Here is a 12,747-nt window from a genome sequence, read left to right on the forward strand (position 1 = left end):
ACCACGAACGCCGGCACAGCTCGGCGGGCATGATGAGCCCGGTCAACTACGAGGACACAGCGGCCCCCGACCGGGAAGCCGCATAGAGAAGCCCTCCACGATTCGGGGGGAACCACAGTTCCTACCGACCTACGGACCCGCACGGAATGGCGGATCGAGGTCGACACATCCGAACCTGCTCGACCCCGTTCTGGAGATGACTGCCTACGCAGGCGACCTCAATCTCAACGACGGCGCCCCCCAGTCCGTCTTCGTCCTTTCGACCACCGACGCCGAACAGGTCCGCGACGGCACCGGCAACCCGCTGACTCTCACACTGAGGCCAGGACAGACACGGCAACTCCCCGACGGACTCGGTTCCATCCGCTTCGACGGGATCGAACCGTGGACGAGACTGCAGATCAGCACCTCACCGGGCGACCCGATCGTTCTAGGAGGCGTCCTCGCCGCCCTACTGGGCGTCACCGCGTCACTGTTCGTGCGACCCAGACGGATCTGGGTGCGTCCCATGCCGGGAGCAGACGCACACCTCGAACTTGGCGCCCTAGCGCGGGGCGGTGGTGGCGACTTGACGCGAGAGATCGACCGTCTCCTCCGCGATCTCGACGTCATCCAGTCCGGTCCCATCTACGAACGCGGAGACGTAGGACCCGCTCGATCCTCCGCGACCGACATCGACCGCGACTCGCGCCAGCGACACGCATCAGGCAGCCAGCAGCCGCACCCGAACGGCCCACCACACAACCATGGTGGCCGCGCCGCCGCAGCACCCGTACGCAACAGCGAGCACGATCTTCACAGCAGGGATGACAACCGATGAGTCCTTCCACCTATGCAATGTTCAGCGATCGCGCTGTCGCGTTCGCCTTCGTCGTCTATGGCCTGGCAGCCCTGGCGTACCTTGCCGAGTGGGCTCAAAGCCGACTCGGTGAGCGCCCCCGCAGACCGGAGCCTGAGCCGAAGGCGAACTGGGAGAGCGGCCGAGTAGGAGAACTCAGCGGACGCGTCGGGGTCGCGCTCACTGCGGCCGCAGCGCTCATCCATGCCGCCGCGTTGATCAGCCGCGGCCTTGCCGCCGACCGCGTGCCCTGGGGAAATATGTACGAGTTCGCGCTAGCAGGGTCATTCGCCGCAGTCGCGCTCTACCTCGCGCTCAGTCTTGCGCTACGAATGAGATGGCTAGGGCTGCCGCTGAGCTTTCTCGTACTGGCCACGCTCATGACCGCAGCGCTCACGCTTTACGTGCCCGCCGGACCACTCGTTCCAGCGCTGCAATCGTTCTGGCTCGTCATCCATGTCATCGCCGCGATCATCGCCACGGGCGCCTTCACGCTCGGCACCCTCACCTCGATCCTCTACCTCGGCCAACAACGGCGCGAACGCAAGAGCCTCGACGCTCCGCGCGCGACACGAGCCAGCAACGGGGACCACGACGAAGCCCGGGCGCCATCGCCGCTGACGCCCACCATCGGCCGTCGCGCACACTCCATCTCGAACCGGTCTGCCGCCACAGACATCGTCCCCGCCGGGGACGCCGGCCCCCGCGACGAAACTGCTACACGAGGCAACCGACTTCCGCCAGCCGACGTCATCGATCTCGTCACCTACCGCATCCACGCTTTTGCCTTTCCCGTCTGGACGTTCGCGGCGCTCATCGCAGGTCCGATCTGGGCCAAGTACGCGTGGGGTCGCTACTGGGCGTGGGACCCGAAGGAAGTGTGGGCGTTCATCTCGTGGGTGGTGTACGCCGCCTACCTGCACGCTCGGGCCACGGCGGGATGGGGTGGCCGACGATCGGCCGTGGTGGCGCTTATCGGGTTCGCAACCATCCTCTTCAACTTCATCGGCATCAATCTGTTCGGCGGAGGCCTGCACTCCTACGCCGGGCTCTGATGAGTGCCACACCGGCAAGGGGAGTGCAGTGCCGGTTCAGGCGCACGAGGCAGTCGGTGCATGGTCGTCGTGCCGAGAGGACGGTGCCACCCCAAATCCCTGGTTAAGCGGCTGACAACCGAGCCGTCTATCGTGCCCCGCGATATCAGAAGGCGAGAACGCGCCGTGTTCAGTGCGCTAACCGGCGTGTTCCGAGGGGTGTCATCACCGAACGCTGTATCCGGCCTCGCTGATTGCCTGGCGTACCGCGGCGTCGTCGACGTCCGCGCCGGTGATGTTGAGGGTGCCACTGGCCACCACAACGTGAGTTCCGGTTACCCCAGGTAGTCCCTCGACGGCGCGGGTGACTTTGCTGGCGCAGCCGCCGCAGGTCATCCCTTCGACGGTGTACGCAATCGTGGTGTCTCGTTCGCTCATCATTTGGTCCTCTCAGCTGGTCGACGCGAGGTCCGGGTCTCGATGCTTGTGCCGCTCGTGATGGCCGCCTACGACTTGTGGTGACTGTTCAAAGTTGACGTCCATGACGTATACCTGCAGGGAGTATAGGAGTGAGAGCCCCCAAGTGTGCTGCCAATTGGCCAGCATGTGCGGGGTTTGCGTGGCATCTGAGGGATCCGGCGTTGGCGGCTGGGATGCACGTCGTGGTCCTCAGGTCTATGGGCCAGCGCTACGACTTCAACGTCGCGTTGATCAGGGTCTCGAAAGTCACATACGTGCCCGGTCCGATCACGCGAGCGGCGACGCGGCCCTGATCGTCCAGAATGATGGTCGACGGAACGGCGCTCTGCGGCAGCACCGACGACACCGCGAGCATCGCTTCCGAGGACGTCTCGGTGTTGATGCTTGGATAGGTGATGTCGAAGGTTCGCTCGAACGCCACGGCTGACGCGTCGTTATCGCGGACGTTGATGCCCACGAACTGCACGTCCTCGCTACGAAACCGCGTACTCGCTCGCCGCAGCGCGGGCGCCTCGGTCCGACAAGGCACGCACCAAGAGCCCCAGATATTGATCACCACGGGCTGTCCGCGGTAGTCGTCAAGGCGAAACGTTTCACCGTCCAGGGTCGTGCCCTCGAATGACGGCAACTTGTCCCGCGCAGGCGCTTCAATCTCCTCAATCACCGCACCCGCGGCACCAGACCCGCGGCTTGGAGTCGAGGCCCCCGGCGTGAGACCACAGCCTCCGAGGCCAACAACCAGGCCACTGACGAGCCCAACGCTCCTCACCAACCTGCGGCGCGCTTCCGTCGATGCCACCCCACGCCTCCTCACCCTACTAAGACTCCTCGTAGTATGAACCTTATCGCCGCGCGGCTCGTGAAGGGGGTGGCCAGCATGGGCATGAGGCCCTCGCGCCACGAAGGCGCCCGCCGCACGCGCTACTCCGGCACGGCCTCCTTGCTAGTACTAGCGTGCACGCTGGTTGCCTGCGCCGCGTCGAATCCAGCGACCCAGCCGGACGGAAATGGGGCGAATACGACGACGGCCACCCGTGTGGCGACGCCCGGCGTCCAGCCCTGTCGCGAGTTCGTTCGGGAAGTTGCACCCACCAAGGCCCCTGACGGAACGCCCAGGGCGACGGGGTTGCCTGCCCGAAGGCTGCAGTGTTTGTCGCGCGGGCCTGACGTTGATCTGGCACTGCTGAATGGTCATCCGGTTGTGATCAACTTATGGGCGTCGTGGTGCGAACCGTGTCGCGCAGAGATGCCAGTCCTTCAAGAAGTTGCCGAGCGAGCCCGCGGATCCGTCTCCTTCCTGGGTGTCGTCACCAAGGATCGGCCGCTAGAGGCGGCGCGTTTCTTGTCCGAAGTGGACGTCACGTACGCGCAAGTCATCGATCCCGATGGACAACTGTTGGGCGACCTCCGCTCTCCCGGGCTGCCAGTAACAGTCATCCTCAAGCCGGACGGAACTATTCACCACACAAAGGTGGGCGGGATAGACGAGGCGGGCGACCTCGAAGCGCTCATCGCCAGTGCAGCCACCGCTTCTGAGGTGACCTCACACTGACCCCACCACACCGCACCCCAGTCGCCGATGGTGCCTGCTACTACGACGGATAGTACGGTGCGTGGCGAGAAGCGGACCAGCGGAGGACGGACTCATCTCCAAGCACCGGGCGACGAAGCGCGCAACAGCATCGAAGATCACTTCCGGGAAGCGGCGACGCTCGACCAGGCGGTCGCCAGGGAAGACCCGTCTGCACGTGCCTGGACTCATCGCTGCAGGGTCTCTCGCCATCGGCGGGGTAGGGACTGGCGTCATGATCGTTGACGATGGAGACCTGCTCGCGGGTGGTGATGTGTCAATCGCCTCGGCGCAGCGTGGACTTGAAGCAGACGTAGCCCTCGGAGTGAGGTCGGCTACGGTCTCCAGGTCCGCCGATCGTGTGGTTGCCAGCAAACTCGGGGCCGACGATGTTGAGGCCGAGCGTGCATTGATGGACTCCATCGCTGAACGGGACGACGCCCTCGCGAGGTTCACCTTGCAGGCGAGGCGGCGCGCAGTGCATCAAGCCAAGGCGGCAGAAGCGGCTGAGGCTGCCGAACGTGCCAAGGCGCGAGCGGCTGCTCAATGGGTCGCGCCCATGACGACGTACGACATCACCGCCACCTTCGGGCAATCAAGTTCTCTGTGGTCGACCGTCCATACCGGCATCGACCTGGCGGCACCGACGGGCACCGCGATCGTCTCGACTGCAACAGGGGTCGTCACCTTTGCTGGCTACGACGGCTCCTACGGGAACAAGGTTGTTGTCACGCACAGTGACGGAACCGAGACGTGGTACGCCCATATGGACACGATTGCAGTGGCGGCGGGCCAATCGGTCACGGCGGGTGGCTCGGTCGGCACTGTCGGTGCAACGGGGAACGTCACGGGTCCGCACCTGCACCTGGAGGTGAGGCCAGGCGGGGGCGACCCAGTGGACCCGACGCCCGCACTTGCCGCCCGCGGCGTGTACCTCTGATTCCTACCCGCAATACTACGAACGGTAGTAGCCTGAGGTCATGTTCAGAGCGAGGAGCCTGACGCTTCGTCGTCAGTCGCGCGGCGACGGCGGAACTGACGTGGGCCTGCAGCGCGCGCAGCGCGACATCGACCGGCAACTGCGGGCCTGGGGCCGCCGACGCCTGGCTAGTTGGACGCTCATGGGCGGCGGCATTCTAGTGGCGCTCCAACACCTCGTCGCTCATGCCGGAACCCAACCATTGCCTATGTCCATGGCAGCGCAAGACATCTTCCTCGGCTACCCCTCCGCCCTGATTCTGGTCCTCGTTGGAGCACTCCTTGCCGACCCTCATCCGCGGCTCTGAATGTGAGGTCGTCGAACAAGGCGAGACCGGGGTGCCAGAGCGATCGCATCGCGTTGCGGGTGTCCTGTCGCATCGCTGAAGGCTGCCGTCTGCGGCGATTGCGGCTGCGCCGCGTTGCGTAGCAAAGTGGATCTGTGAGTAAGCACGGCGGCTCAACGCGGAGGCACAGCGGCCGTGCCAAGCGTCCCGGCGTCCGACGTGCCAAGAATCCTCCGGTGCTAACACCCCGTTCACCGGGTGTCTCGGCGGCAGGTCGGCGCAGCGCTCGACCGGCGCCAAAGACCGTACGTGTAGCGCCAACCCGCGCGCACCGACGCAAGGACCGACGACACAAGCGGCGACGCAGGAGCCTCGGGCTTTGCATAAGGCTCGTAGGCCTGGCAGGTTTGATCGGCTTTCTGATCGACGGCGCACTCTTCGACCAAGTGAACCCGGGCTCCGGACCCAGGTTTTCGCCAGCGTTGGAATCGGGCGCGCAGTCAGACGCACGGTCCGGTGCGACCCGTCCGGTCTCTGGTGAATCCGAGTCGCCTACGCCGTTCATTCAGGAACGAGGTCAGGCAGGCTCCGGCTTGGCGGTCGGCGCTAGTGACTCACCAGACGAGTTCACGCCACGTCGCGGTCCGCGGTTCGCGGCTTCCGGGTCTAGGCCACGGGCGATCGCGGTGCCCGAGCAGGGCCCAGGCACCTTCACTACCGTCGCCATGGAAGACAGAGGTGGCGTCGTAGGCGGCCGCTCGCGCACCTTGTATCGGGTGGAGGTCGAAGACCGGCTGCCGCTGTCGAAGAACGTCTTCGCGCGCATCGTTGACGCGACCCTCGCTGACGCACGGGGTTGGGGCGGCGGCAACCAGTACAGGCTCGACCGAACCAGCGGCGTCGCCGCCATACGCGTTGTCCTCGCAACGCCTGCAACGACTGACCTGTTGTGTGCGCCGCTCGCAACCAATGGTCGCGTCTCCTGCCGCAACGGAAGCGACGTCGTTATCAACGCCTGGCGGTGGGTCCACGGGGCGCCCTCCTATCGGGGCGACCTGGCGAACTATCGCCGCTACGTCATCAACCACGAAGTTGGCCACGCGCTCGGCAGGCCGCATCAGACATGCCCACGCCCCGGTGCCGCCACCCCAGTCATGCTTCAACAGACTCTTGGCTTACAGGGCTGCAGAAGGAACCCCTGGCCCGTCAACGTCGACCTCATCAACGACTAGGCAGTCGCCCGCCGAATCTCCGCGCCAGATCGGCGACCCGAACTGACACGCGATCTGCTCGGCGACCGCTTCCATTGCGTCTTCGCTGCACCACCGGATGGCACCGTGTCGCGGACCGCTACCAGTTCCGCCTGACGGCCTTCGCTCTGCACCGTCGGCCCGGGGGTGCTCCGCGGGGATGGAGTCTCACCGGCCCGCCGATCGCTGGCGGTGCCTCGTCGCTCTCACACTGTCGTGGTGCCCGCACTCCATGATCCGGCGACCCGTGGGGCCAAGTGGTTGGGGCACACGCCACGCTCAGATGACCCGCCCCCGGGCCAGACCGCTGGCATACTCACGATTCCTACTATCGTGACTAGGAGTTACCGGTTGCCTTCCCCCAGCCACTCCATCGAGGCACGTCGACGCCTCATCACGCTCGCCGTGATCGCCGCCCTAGCCGTTCCTGCGCTCGTCTACATCGTCGGCGACGAGCCCGGCGGGAACGGTGAACGTGCTGAGACGGCCATGGCGTTGACCGCCTCCGGTCCAGTCGAACCAACCCTCCGCGAAGTCCAGTTAACCAAGGGCTCGTCCCGTGGGCCGAAGGCCAATGGTTCAGCCAAGGGCCGCCGAACAGCGCCCGCTGCAGTGCCTACCCAAGGTCGCATCCGAAAGTCACCCGCCGGAGCGACAGCGCTGCTCTCCGACCCTGAGCCCGTCGAAGGCTACGGCACTGTCGGCGTGACCTGGCGACCTACAACGCGATCACGCGCCTCTGACATCGCTGTGTGGGCGCGCACGCGCACCGCTTCTGACTGGACCCGGTGGGTCAACTTCGACTACGACGCCGAACACGAGCCCGACCCGTCCAGCCAGGAAGCAGGAGACGCTCGCGCTGGCACGGACCCGTTTCCGGTTGGCGTCGTTGATGACGTTCAGGTTCGGCTCACCGTCCCTGGCGGCCAGTCGTTGCCGACTGATCTTCGCCTTGCGATCGTTGACCCGAGGGAGGACAGCAGTCCCCGTCTGCAGCGCGCCGCACTCATCGACGGGACGTCCACGACCGACGATGCCGTCGCGCTGACATCGGCCGACGGCTCAGTTCCCGAACAACCGGCGATCTTCTCCCGAGCCCAATGGGGCGCGGACGAGCGTCTGCGGGACCCAGGATCCCTGCACTACGGGACAGTGTCAGTCGGCTTCGTGCACCACACGGTTAACGCCAACAACTACACCCGTGCGCAGGTTCCCGCACTGCTTCGTGGCATCTACGCCTATCACACGCAGGCCAAGGGATGGAGCGACATTGGCTACAACTTCGTGGTCGACAGGTTTGGCCGCATATGGGAGGGGCGCTACGGGGGCGTCGATCGCGCCGTGGTCGGAGCGCACACGCTTGGTTACAACGACGAAGCGTTCGCGATGTCGGCACTCGGGAACTTCGAGACCGCCCGGCCGACCGCGGCAACGCTAGACGCATACGCGCGTCTCTTCGCGTGGAAACTGTCGCTCCACGGCGTGAGTGTCCAGGCCAAGCAGCCGATCGGCGGCACGATCACGCAGGCTGTTAGCGGACACCGAGATGCTGACTCGACCGCCTGTCCCGGACGCTACCTCTACGCGAAACTGCCCGAGATTCGGGCCGCCGCCGCAGCGCGGCAGACGCCATTCACTGCCAGGCAGCGACGGGCGGACCTCGGTGGCACACCTGCGCCTGACTTCATCTTCCGCGACCGTGTCAGCGGACGCGCCACAGTCGCACGAAGCGGCCAAGCGGCCGACGGCTCCCTCACCCTCACCGCTGTGCCGTCCAGCGTCGACCTCACAGGAGTGAATCTCCTGCTGAACGTCGGAGACTGGAATCGTGACGGATACGGCGACTTCATGGCGCGAGCAACGGCCGACCGCAGCCTGGTTCTCTACACCGGAGGCAAGGACCTGCGCAGATCCGCGACGTTCACGGGACCCGTCGCCACCGGACTCCGGGCAATCGGGCTCAGCAAAATCACCCCCGCTGGTGACCTCTCGGGAGACGGCGTCCCGGATCTTGTCGCCGTCGAGCGCGACGGTGGCCTTGCCGTGTACCCCGGAGACGGTGCCAGCGGCTTCAAACGGCCGTACGGGCTGAGTTCAGACAACGTAGGAGTCACCGGGGTTGGCCTTTGGAATGGTGACGGCGCCCCCGACTTCGTGCAGCGAGCGGGCGACGGCACCTTGACTCTTCGCGTCAGCAACGGCCCCGGCGCACTCGTCGCACCGCCGCGACCGCTAGGCACTGTCAAGGGCTACTCCGCGCTACGCGGGGTCGGTGATCTGACAGGCGACGGACGCGTCGACGTGGTTGCCAAGCGGGGCAGGGAACTGTGGGTTCTACCCGGTCGCGGTAAGCGGGTCCTGGCACCGCAACTACTGGCCAGCGATATCGCGAAGTACGACCTAATGGGCTGAGAAATAGCGACCCCCGGTGACGCACCGCGGTGACGCGACTCCTGGTTAGGCACGGGACGCGGAGGGTCCCGACGAGTTGCCTCCGCCTAACAGCGGCCTAAGGCGGGCCTGCGAAGCGGCGGCGACCTCAGCCCCTCGGAATCCGGCGTCGGAGTCGTCGAACCAAGGGGCTGACCATCAGCCCGGCAGCGCCCGTCACGAGGGCGGCCTCGATGAGGTCCCCATACCTTGTGGCAGGGGTGACGGCTCTCGCTGTGGCTACCTCTGCGGTCATCCAACCCGCCCTGCGGGCGGGCAACAAGGCTGTGACGTTGCCGTTTCGATCGATGACGCCGCTCAAACCGTTCAGAGACGAGACGGCGACGGGACGACCCAACTCCACAGCCCGAGCCCTCGAGATGGCGAACTGCTGTCCCAACTGGCGGGTACCCGTGAACATCGCGTTGCTGGTCTGGACAACGATCAGTTCAGCACCGCCCTCGACCTGGGCGGCTAGGGGGTCGCGGTAGGCAATGTCGAAGCAGATCGCAGTAGCCACGTTGAGGCGCCCAACTAACCGCGGCGCATCGGCACGACCAGCGAGCATGTCCCTCGGAATCTCGGCGAAGCGATCAGACAAACCGGACAGCCACCGGCGAAATGGGATGTACTCGCCGAAGGGAACGGGGTGGGCCTTGGTGTAAGCAGCGCCCCTCAGTGCGCCGTTGTCCCAGACCAGCGACCTGTTGTACGCCGTCCTCGCGGTTGGTCCGTCCACAATTCCACTCACCATCAGGGGGGCCTGTAAGACTCTGGCCGCACGGCGGATCTCCGAGGCGGCTACCTCGTCGGTTGCGGGATCGACTGCTATGGAGTTCTCCGGCCAGACCACTAGGTCAGGCGAGGGAGCGGCACCCGCCGCGACCGCGTCAGATAGCGCAACAGTTTGGTCCGCGACCAACGTAGAGATGCGCCGGAAGTTGGCGGCCACTGCGGTCCCGTCACCGGGCACCTCACCTTGGACGATTGCAATGGTGCTCGTGTCCCCGGGTCCGTCATCGGCGATGACTGCGTAAGGGATAATCGCGCCGGCCAAACCCAGCGTGGCAGCCAGCGCTGCTACCCGCATGGACGACCGCCATCGACGGCGCCACGCGAGACGAAGACTGATCGCTGCGGTGGCGCCAAGAAGAGCAACCACGAACGATGTGCCAGCGATGCCGATGTACGGCAAGTACTGCGCCCAGATGGTGTCAACGGCCCCAACGCCGAGTCGACCCCAGGGCATCCCACCGAGCGGCCAAGCCGAACGAAGGACTTCCGAAGCCGCCCAGCCCGCCGACGCCGCGATCGGCCATAGCGGTCGACGACGCGACCCGAACGCCAGCAACGCGACGGGCACCCACCACATCGGCATGACGAGAGCGAGCGCCGCCCACGCTGCCAACCCGACGGAAGTCGTCAACCACCACAGGTGGACGCCGATGAACGCTGCTCCGAACACGTAGCCGCTCGACGCGGCCAAGACCGCGCTGGCGTGTGCCCCTGTGACGATCAGAAACCATGCCGCTAGCGCCAGGGGCGCCGCGTAACCGCCCGCTCCGACCAGTCCCGGCTCGAACGAGAGGCCAAGTACGCCGCCGCTGAGTCCGGAGGCGCCGACGCTTCCGAGCCAACGGAAACAAAGGGGTGGACGCCATCGGGCGACCTCTTGGTCGCCGCCTGGGGCCACGCCGAGCACCAATTGCGCCGTCATCGGCGTCGCCTGGGAGCGAAGTTCGAGCAGGGTCTAAGAAGTCTGGAAGTTCGAATCAGATGTCCTTAGGCAGGCCACACCACCGGCGTGGAGCGCGATTCAGCCCGCTTGGGCTACTACAAGACATAGTAGTATGTTGACTCTGCGGCGCCGCCACAACGGACGGGTTGCCACCGGTTCGGAGCGCAAATGCGCCTGCGCTACGTGTCGCGCCGCTAAGAGTCGTGGACGGGTGCGGATTCCCAGTCACCCGCACCCGCCCACACTCGAACGGTCCCATGACTGGCTGCCGCAGGTCGAGCACACCACCGACCTACTAACCGTTCTAGTCTAGGATGGAGGCGCGAAATCGCTGCGGCTCCGAGCGTATGTCCGCCGCCCGCGGGCTCGCGCGGCACAGGATCCAACAGCCCGTGGAGGCAAGATGAACGCAAAGAACCGTCTTCCTGCCGGTCAGGAACTCGACCGCGTTCACATCTGCGCCCGTCGCCCCGCGTGGGTCAGGTGGTTGGTGATCGTGGCTGTGATTGCCGCCTTCCTGGTAGTTGCGCCGCTGCTCAGCGGCGGCGAGCACGGACTCGGCCGACACATGTCAGAGAACGGCAACTCGGTCACCGTCTCACCAGTGCCGCCACCCGGATGAGGATCGCGCCACGAGCCCGCAAGGCCGGTCTGACGATCCATGTCTGCACGTCAGTTGGCTGGTTCGGTGCGGTCATCGTCTACTTCGCCCTGGGCGCCGCCGCTGCCTTCGGGGGCAGCGAAGTGTTGACTGCCGCTGCTTACCTAGTCATGGATTGGGCGGCGTGGACTGTCCTCGTGCCTTTGGCGTTGGCATCGCTGGCAACCGGCATCGCACAAGCCGTCACCACTCCGTGGGGCCTGATGCAGCACTACTGGGTCACCATCAAGTTGATCATCACCCTCATTGCGACGGTCGTGCTGATCGCCTACACCCCAACGCTCAACGGCCTGGCTGAAGTCGCTGCCCGGGTCCCGCTAGCGCAAGGCGACCTGCAAGCACTACGAAGCCCCACCGTGCTGGTGGACACCACCGGTGCGCTCTTGCTCCTCCTTGCGGCCACCGTGCTCGCTATCTACAAACCCGCAGGTCTCACACGCCACGGTCAACGCACGCGACTTAACCGCGAGACCCGCAACCACACCACAAGGTTGGGAATCGATTGAAACGCCCACTTCACGCCGTCCTCGCTGCCACCACCAGCGCCGTCCTTCTCGCCTCATGCACTGGGGATGAACAAGCCGCCAACGAGACCGCCGCGATCGACGCAGGCTTCGGACATATTCACGGCCTGGGAATCAACCCCGCGGACGGCAACCTGTACGTCGCCTCCCACTTCGGTATCTTCCGAGTCGAGGGCTCCAAGGCGGAACGCATCGCGAACCGATGGCAGGACACCATGGGGTTCGCAGTAATCGGCCCCGACCACTTCCTTGGAAGCGGCCACCCCGATATACGTGAACGAGACCAACCGACCAGCCTGGGACTGATCGAGTCCACAGACGCTGCTAAAACCTGGACCGCAGTGTCGATGACCGGGGAAGCGGATCTTCATGCCATCGAGCCGATCGGCAACCGCATCTACGCCTACGATTCCCACACGGCTTCCCTCATCGTCACCGATGATCGCACCACCTGGGACACCATCGCGACGCAGTCGCTCTACGACCTGGCGGCCGATCCGAGCGACCCAAAGACGGTCTACGCCACCACTGAGCGCGGAGCCCTCGTGCGTTCTTCGGATATGGGTGCGCTCGTACCTGTCGAGGGAGCGCCGACACTGACCATGATCGACTGGCAGCCGGACGGCCCCCTCGTCGGCATCACCCCGGACGGGTCAGTCATGACAAGCATCGGTGGGCCCAGCCAGTGGAGCAAGGTTGGAGATCTGCCTGGCGCGGCGGTTGCGCTCGAAGTCGACGAGGACCGCTGGTTCGCAGCCACAGAGGGTGGCGTGTTCGAGTGCAGCGACCGCGGGCGTTCATGGACACCTGTGGTCACCGGCTCAGCAGACAACTCCTTGAGGTTCCCCCCGGACCGTAGAGGCATCGACAATGAGGATCGAGATGCCAGAGAAGCGGAAGAAGTACGACCGGGAGTTCCGTGAGGGAGCTGTCCGGATCGTCGAAGAGACCAACAAG

12 protein-coding genes are annotated in these 12,747 nt (G+C 65.4%); 9 read left to right on the forward strand and 3 right to left on the reverse strand.

Going from position 1 to position 12,747, the window contains the following annotated elements; genetic code table 11:
• Window positions 1-100 precede the first annotated feature (100 nt).
• Both QWY28_RS22665 and ccsB read left to right on the forward strand, forming a co-directional pair.
• The gene (locus QWY28_RS22665; RefSeq protein WP_300955205.1) at window positions 101-820 is read left to right on the forward strand and encodes a cytochrome c biogenesis ResB family protein; all 720 of its coding nucleotides are present in this window, start codon (window positions 101-103) and stop codon (window positions 818-820) included.
• Window positions 817-1,893, forward strand: a complete 1,077-nt coding sequence (ccsB, locus tag QWY28_RS22670; protein ID WP_300955194.1) for a c-type cytochrome biogenesis protein CcsB — start codon at window positions 817-819, stop codon at window positions 1,891-1,893. Before QWY28_RS22665 ends, ccsB begins: the two co-directional genes overlap by 4 nt.
• 204 nt (window positions 1,894-2,097) lie before the next feature.
• On the opposite strand, the gene QWY28_RS22675 is transcribed toward ccsB, so the two are convergent.
• Window positions 2,098-2,310 carry a heavy-metal-associated domain-containing protein gene (locus QWY28_RS22675; RefSeq protein ID WP_300955195.1) on the reverse strand — a complete coding sequence of 71 codons (213 nt, stop codon included), beginning with the start codon at window positions 2,308-2,310 and terminating at the stop codon, window positions 2,098-2,100.
• A 250-nt stretch (window positions 2,311-2,560) separates the two neighbouring features.
• A complete protein-coding gene (locus QWY28_RS22680) occupies window positions 2,561-3,016 on the reverse strand; it encodes a TlpA family protein disulfide reductase (protein ID WP_300955196.1) in 456 nt (151 codons plus the stop codon).
• A 219-nt stretch (window positions 3,017-3,235) separates the two neighbouring features.
• Here QWY28_RS22680 and QWY28_RS22685 point away from each other — a divergent pair, with 219 nt between their 5' ends.
• The 5 genes from QWY28_RS22685 (at window position 3,236) to QWY28_RS22705 (ending at window position 8,849) form a co-directional block, all read left to right on the forward strand.
• On the forward strand, window positions 3,236-3,904 hold the full coding sequence (locus tag QWY28_RS22685; RefSeq protein WP_300955197.1) for a TlpA family protein disulfide reductase: 669 nt from the start codon (window positions 3,236-3,238) through the stop codon (window positions 3,902-3,904).
• Between the two features lie 253 nt (window positions 3,905-4,157).
• Window positions 4,158-4,862, forward strand: a complete 705-nt coding sequence (locus QWY28_RS22690; RefSeq protein WP_300955198.1) for a M23 family metallopeptidase — start codon at window positions 4,158-4,160, stop codon at window positions 4,860-4,862.
• A 40-nt stretch (window positions 4,863-4,902) separates the two neighbouring features.
• Window positions 4,903-5,208: a hypothetical protein gene (locus QWY28_RS22695; protein ID WP_300955199.1), complete on the forward strand. Its 306-nt coding sequence runs from the start codon at window positions 4,903-4,905 to the stop codon at window positions 5,206-5,208.
• 665 nt (window positions 5,209-5,873) lie between these two features.
• Complete coding sequence (locus QWY28_RS22700; protein ID WP_300955200.1) at window positions 5,874-6,419, forward strand: DUF3152 domain-containing protein; 546 nt, start codon at window positions 5,874-5,876, stop codon at window positions 6,417-6,419.
• A gap of 369 nt (window positions 6,420-6,788) precedes the next feature.
• On the forward strand, window positions 6,789-8,849 hold the full coding sequence (locus QWY28_RS22705; RefSeq protein WP_300955201.1) for an N-acetylmuramoyl-L-alanine amidase: 2,061 nt from the start codon (window positions 6,789-6,791) through the stop codon (window positions 8,847-8,849).
• Window positions 8,850-8,976: 127 nt separating this feature from the next.
• On the opposite strand, the gene lnt is transcribed toward QWY28_RS22705, so the two are convergent.
• Window positions 8,977-10,584, reverse strand: coding sequence for an apolipoprotein N-acyltransferase (lnt, locus tag QWY28_RS22710; protein WP_300955202.1), 1,608 nt, complete (start codon window positions 10,582-10,584; stop codon window positions 8,977-8,979).
• Window positions 10,585-11,223: 639 nt separating this feature from the next.
• Between lnt and QWY28_RS22715 the strand changes: the two genes are divergently transcribed.
• Together QWY28_RS22715 and QWY28_RS22720 are read left to right on the forward strand one after the other, a co-directional pair.
• On the forward strand, window positions 11,224-11,772 hold the full coding sequence (locus QWY28_RS22715) for a DUF2269 domain-containing protein (protein ID WP_300955203.1): 549 nt from the start codon (window positions 11,224-11,226) through the stop codon (window positions 11,770-11,772).
• Window positions 11,769-12,713: a F510_1955 family glycosylhydrolase gene (locus QWY28_RS22720; protein WP_300955204.1), complete on the forward strand. Its 945-nt coding sequence runs from the start codon at window positions 11,769-11,771 to the stop codon at window positions 12,711-12,713. Before QWY28_RS22715 ends, QWY28_RS22720 begins: the two co-directional genes overlap by 4 nt.
• Window positions 12,714-12,747 lie beyond the last annotated feature (34 nt).

Source organism: Nocardioides oceani (genome assembly GCF_030412965.1).
GTDB classification, from domain to species: domain Bacteria; phylum Actinomycetota; class Actinomycetes; order Propionibacteriales; family Nocardioidaceae; genus Nocardioides; species Nocardioides oceani.

Coding starts and splice junctions, on each gene's coding strand:
- ccsB (WP_300955194.1), top strand. CDS start 817: ATGAGTCCTTCCACCTATGCAATGTTCAGCGATCGCGCTGTCGCGTTC.
- QWY28_RS22675 (WP_300955195.1), bottom strand. CDS start 2,310: ATGAGCGAACGAGACACCACGATTGCGTACACCGTCGAAGGGATGACC.
- QWY28_RS22685 (WP_300955197.1), top strand. CDS start 3,236: ATGAGGCCCTCGCGCCACGAAGGCGCCCGCCGCACGCGCTACTCCGGC.
- QWY28_RS22690 (WP_300955198.1), top strand. CDS start 4,158: ATGATCGTTGACGATGGAGACCTGCTCGCGGGTGGTGATGTGTCAATC.
- QWY28_RS22695 (WP_300955199.1), top strand. CDS start 4,903: ATGTTCAGAGCGAGGAGCCTGACGCTTCGTCGTCAGTCGCGCGGCGAC.
- lnt (WP_300955202.1), bottom strand. CDS start 10,584: ATGACGGCGCAATTGGTGCTCGGCGTGGCCCCAGGCGGCGACCAAGAG.
- QWY28_RS22715 (WP_300955203.1), top strand. CDS start 11,224: ATGAGGATCGCGCCACGAGCCCGCAAGGCCGGTCTGACGATCCATGTC.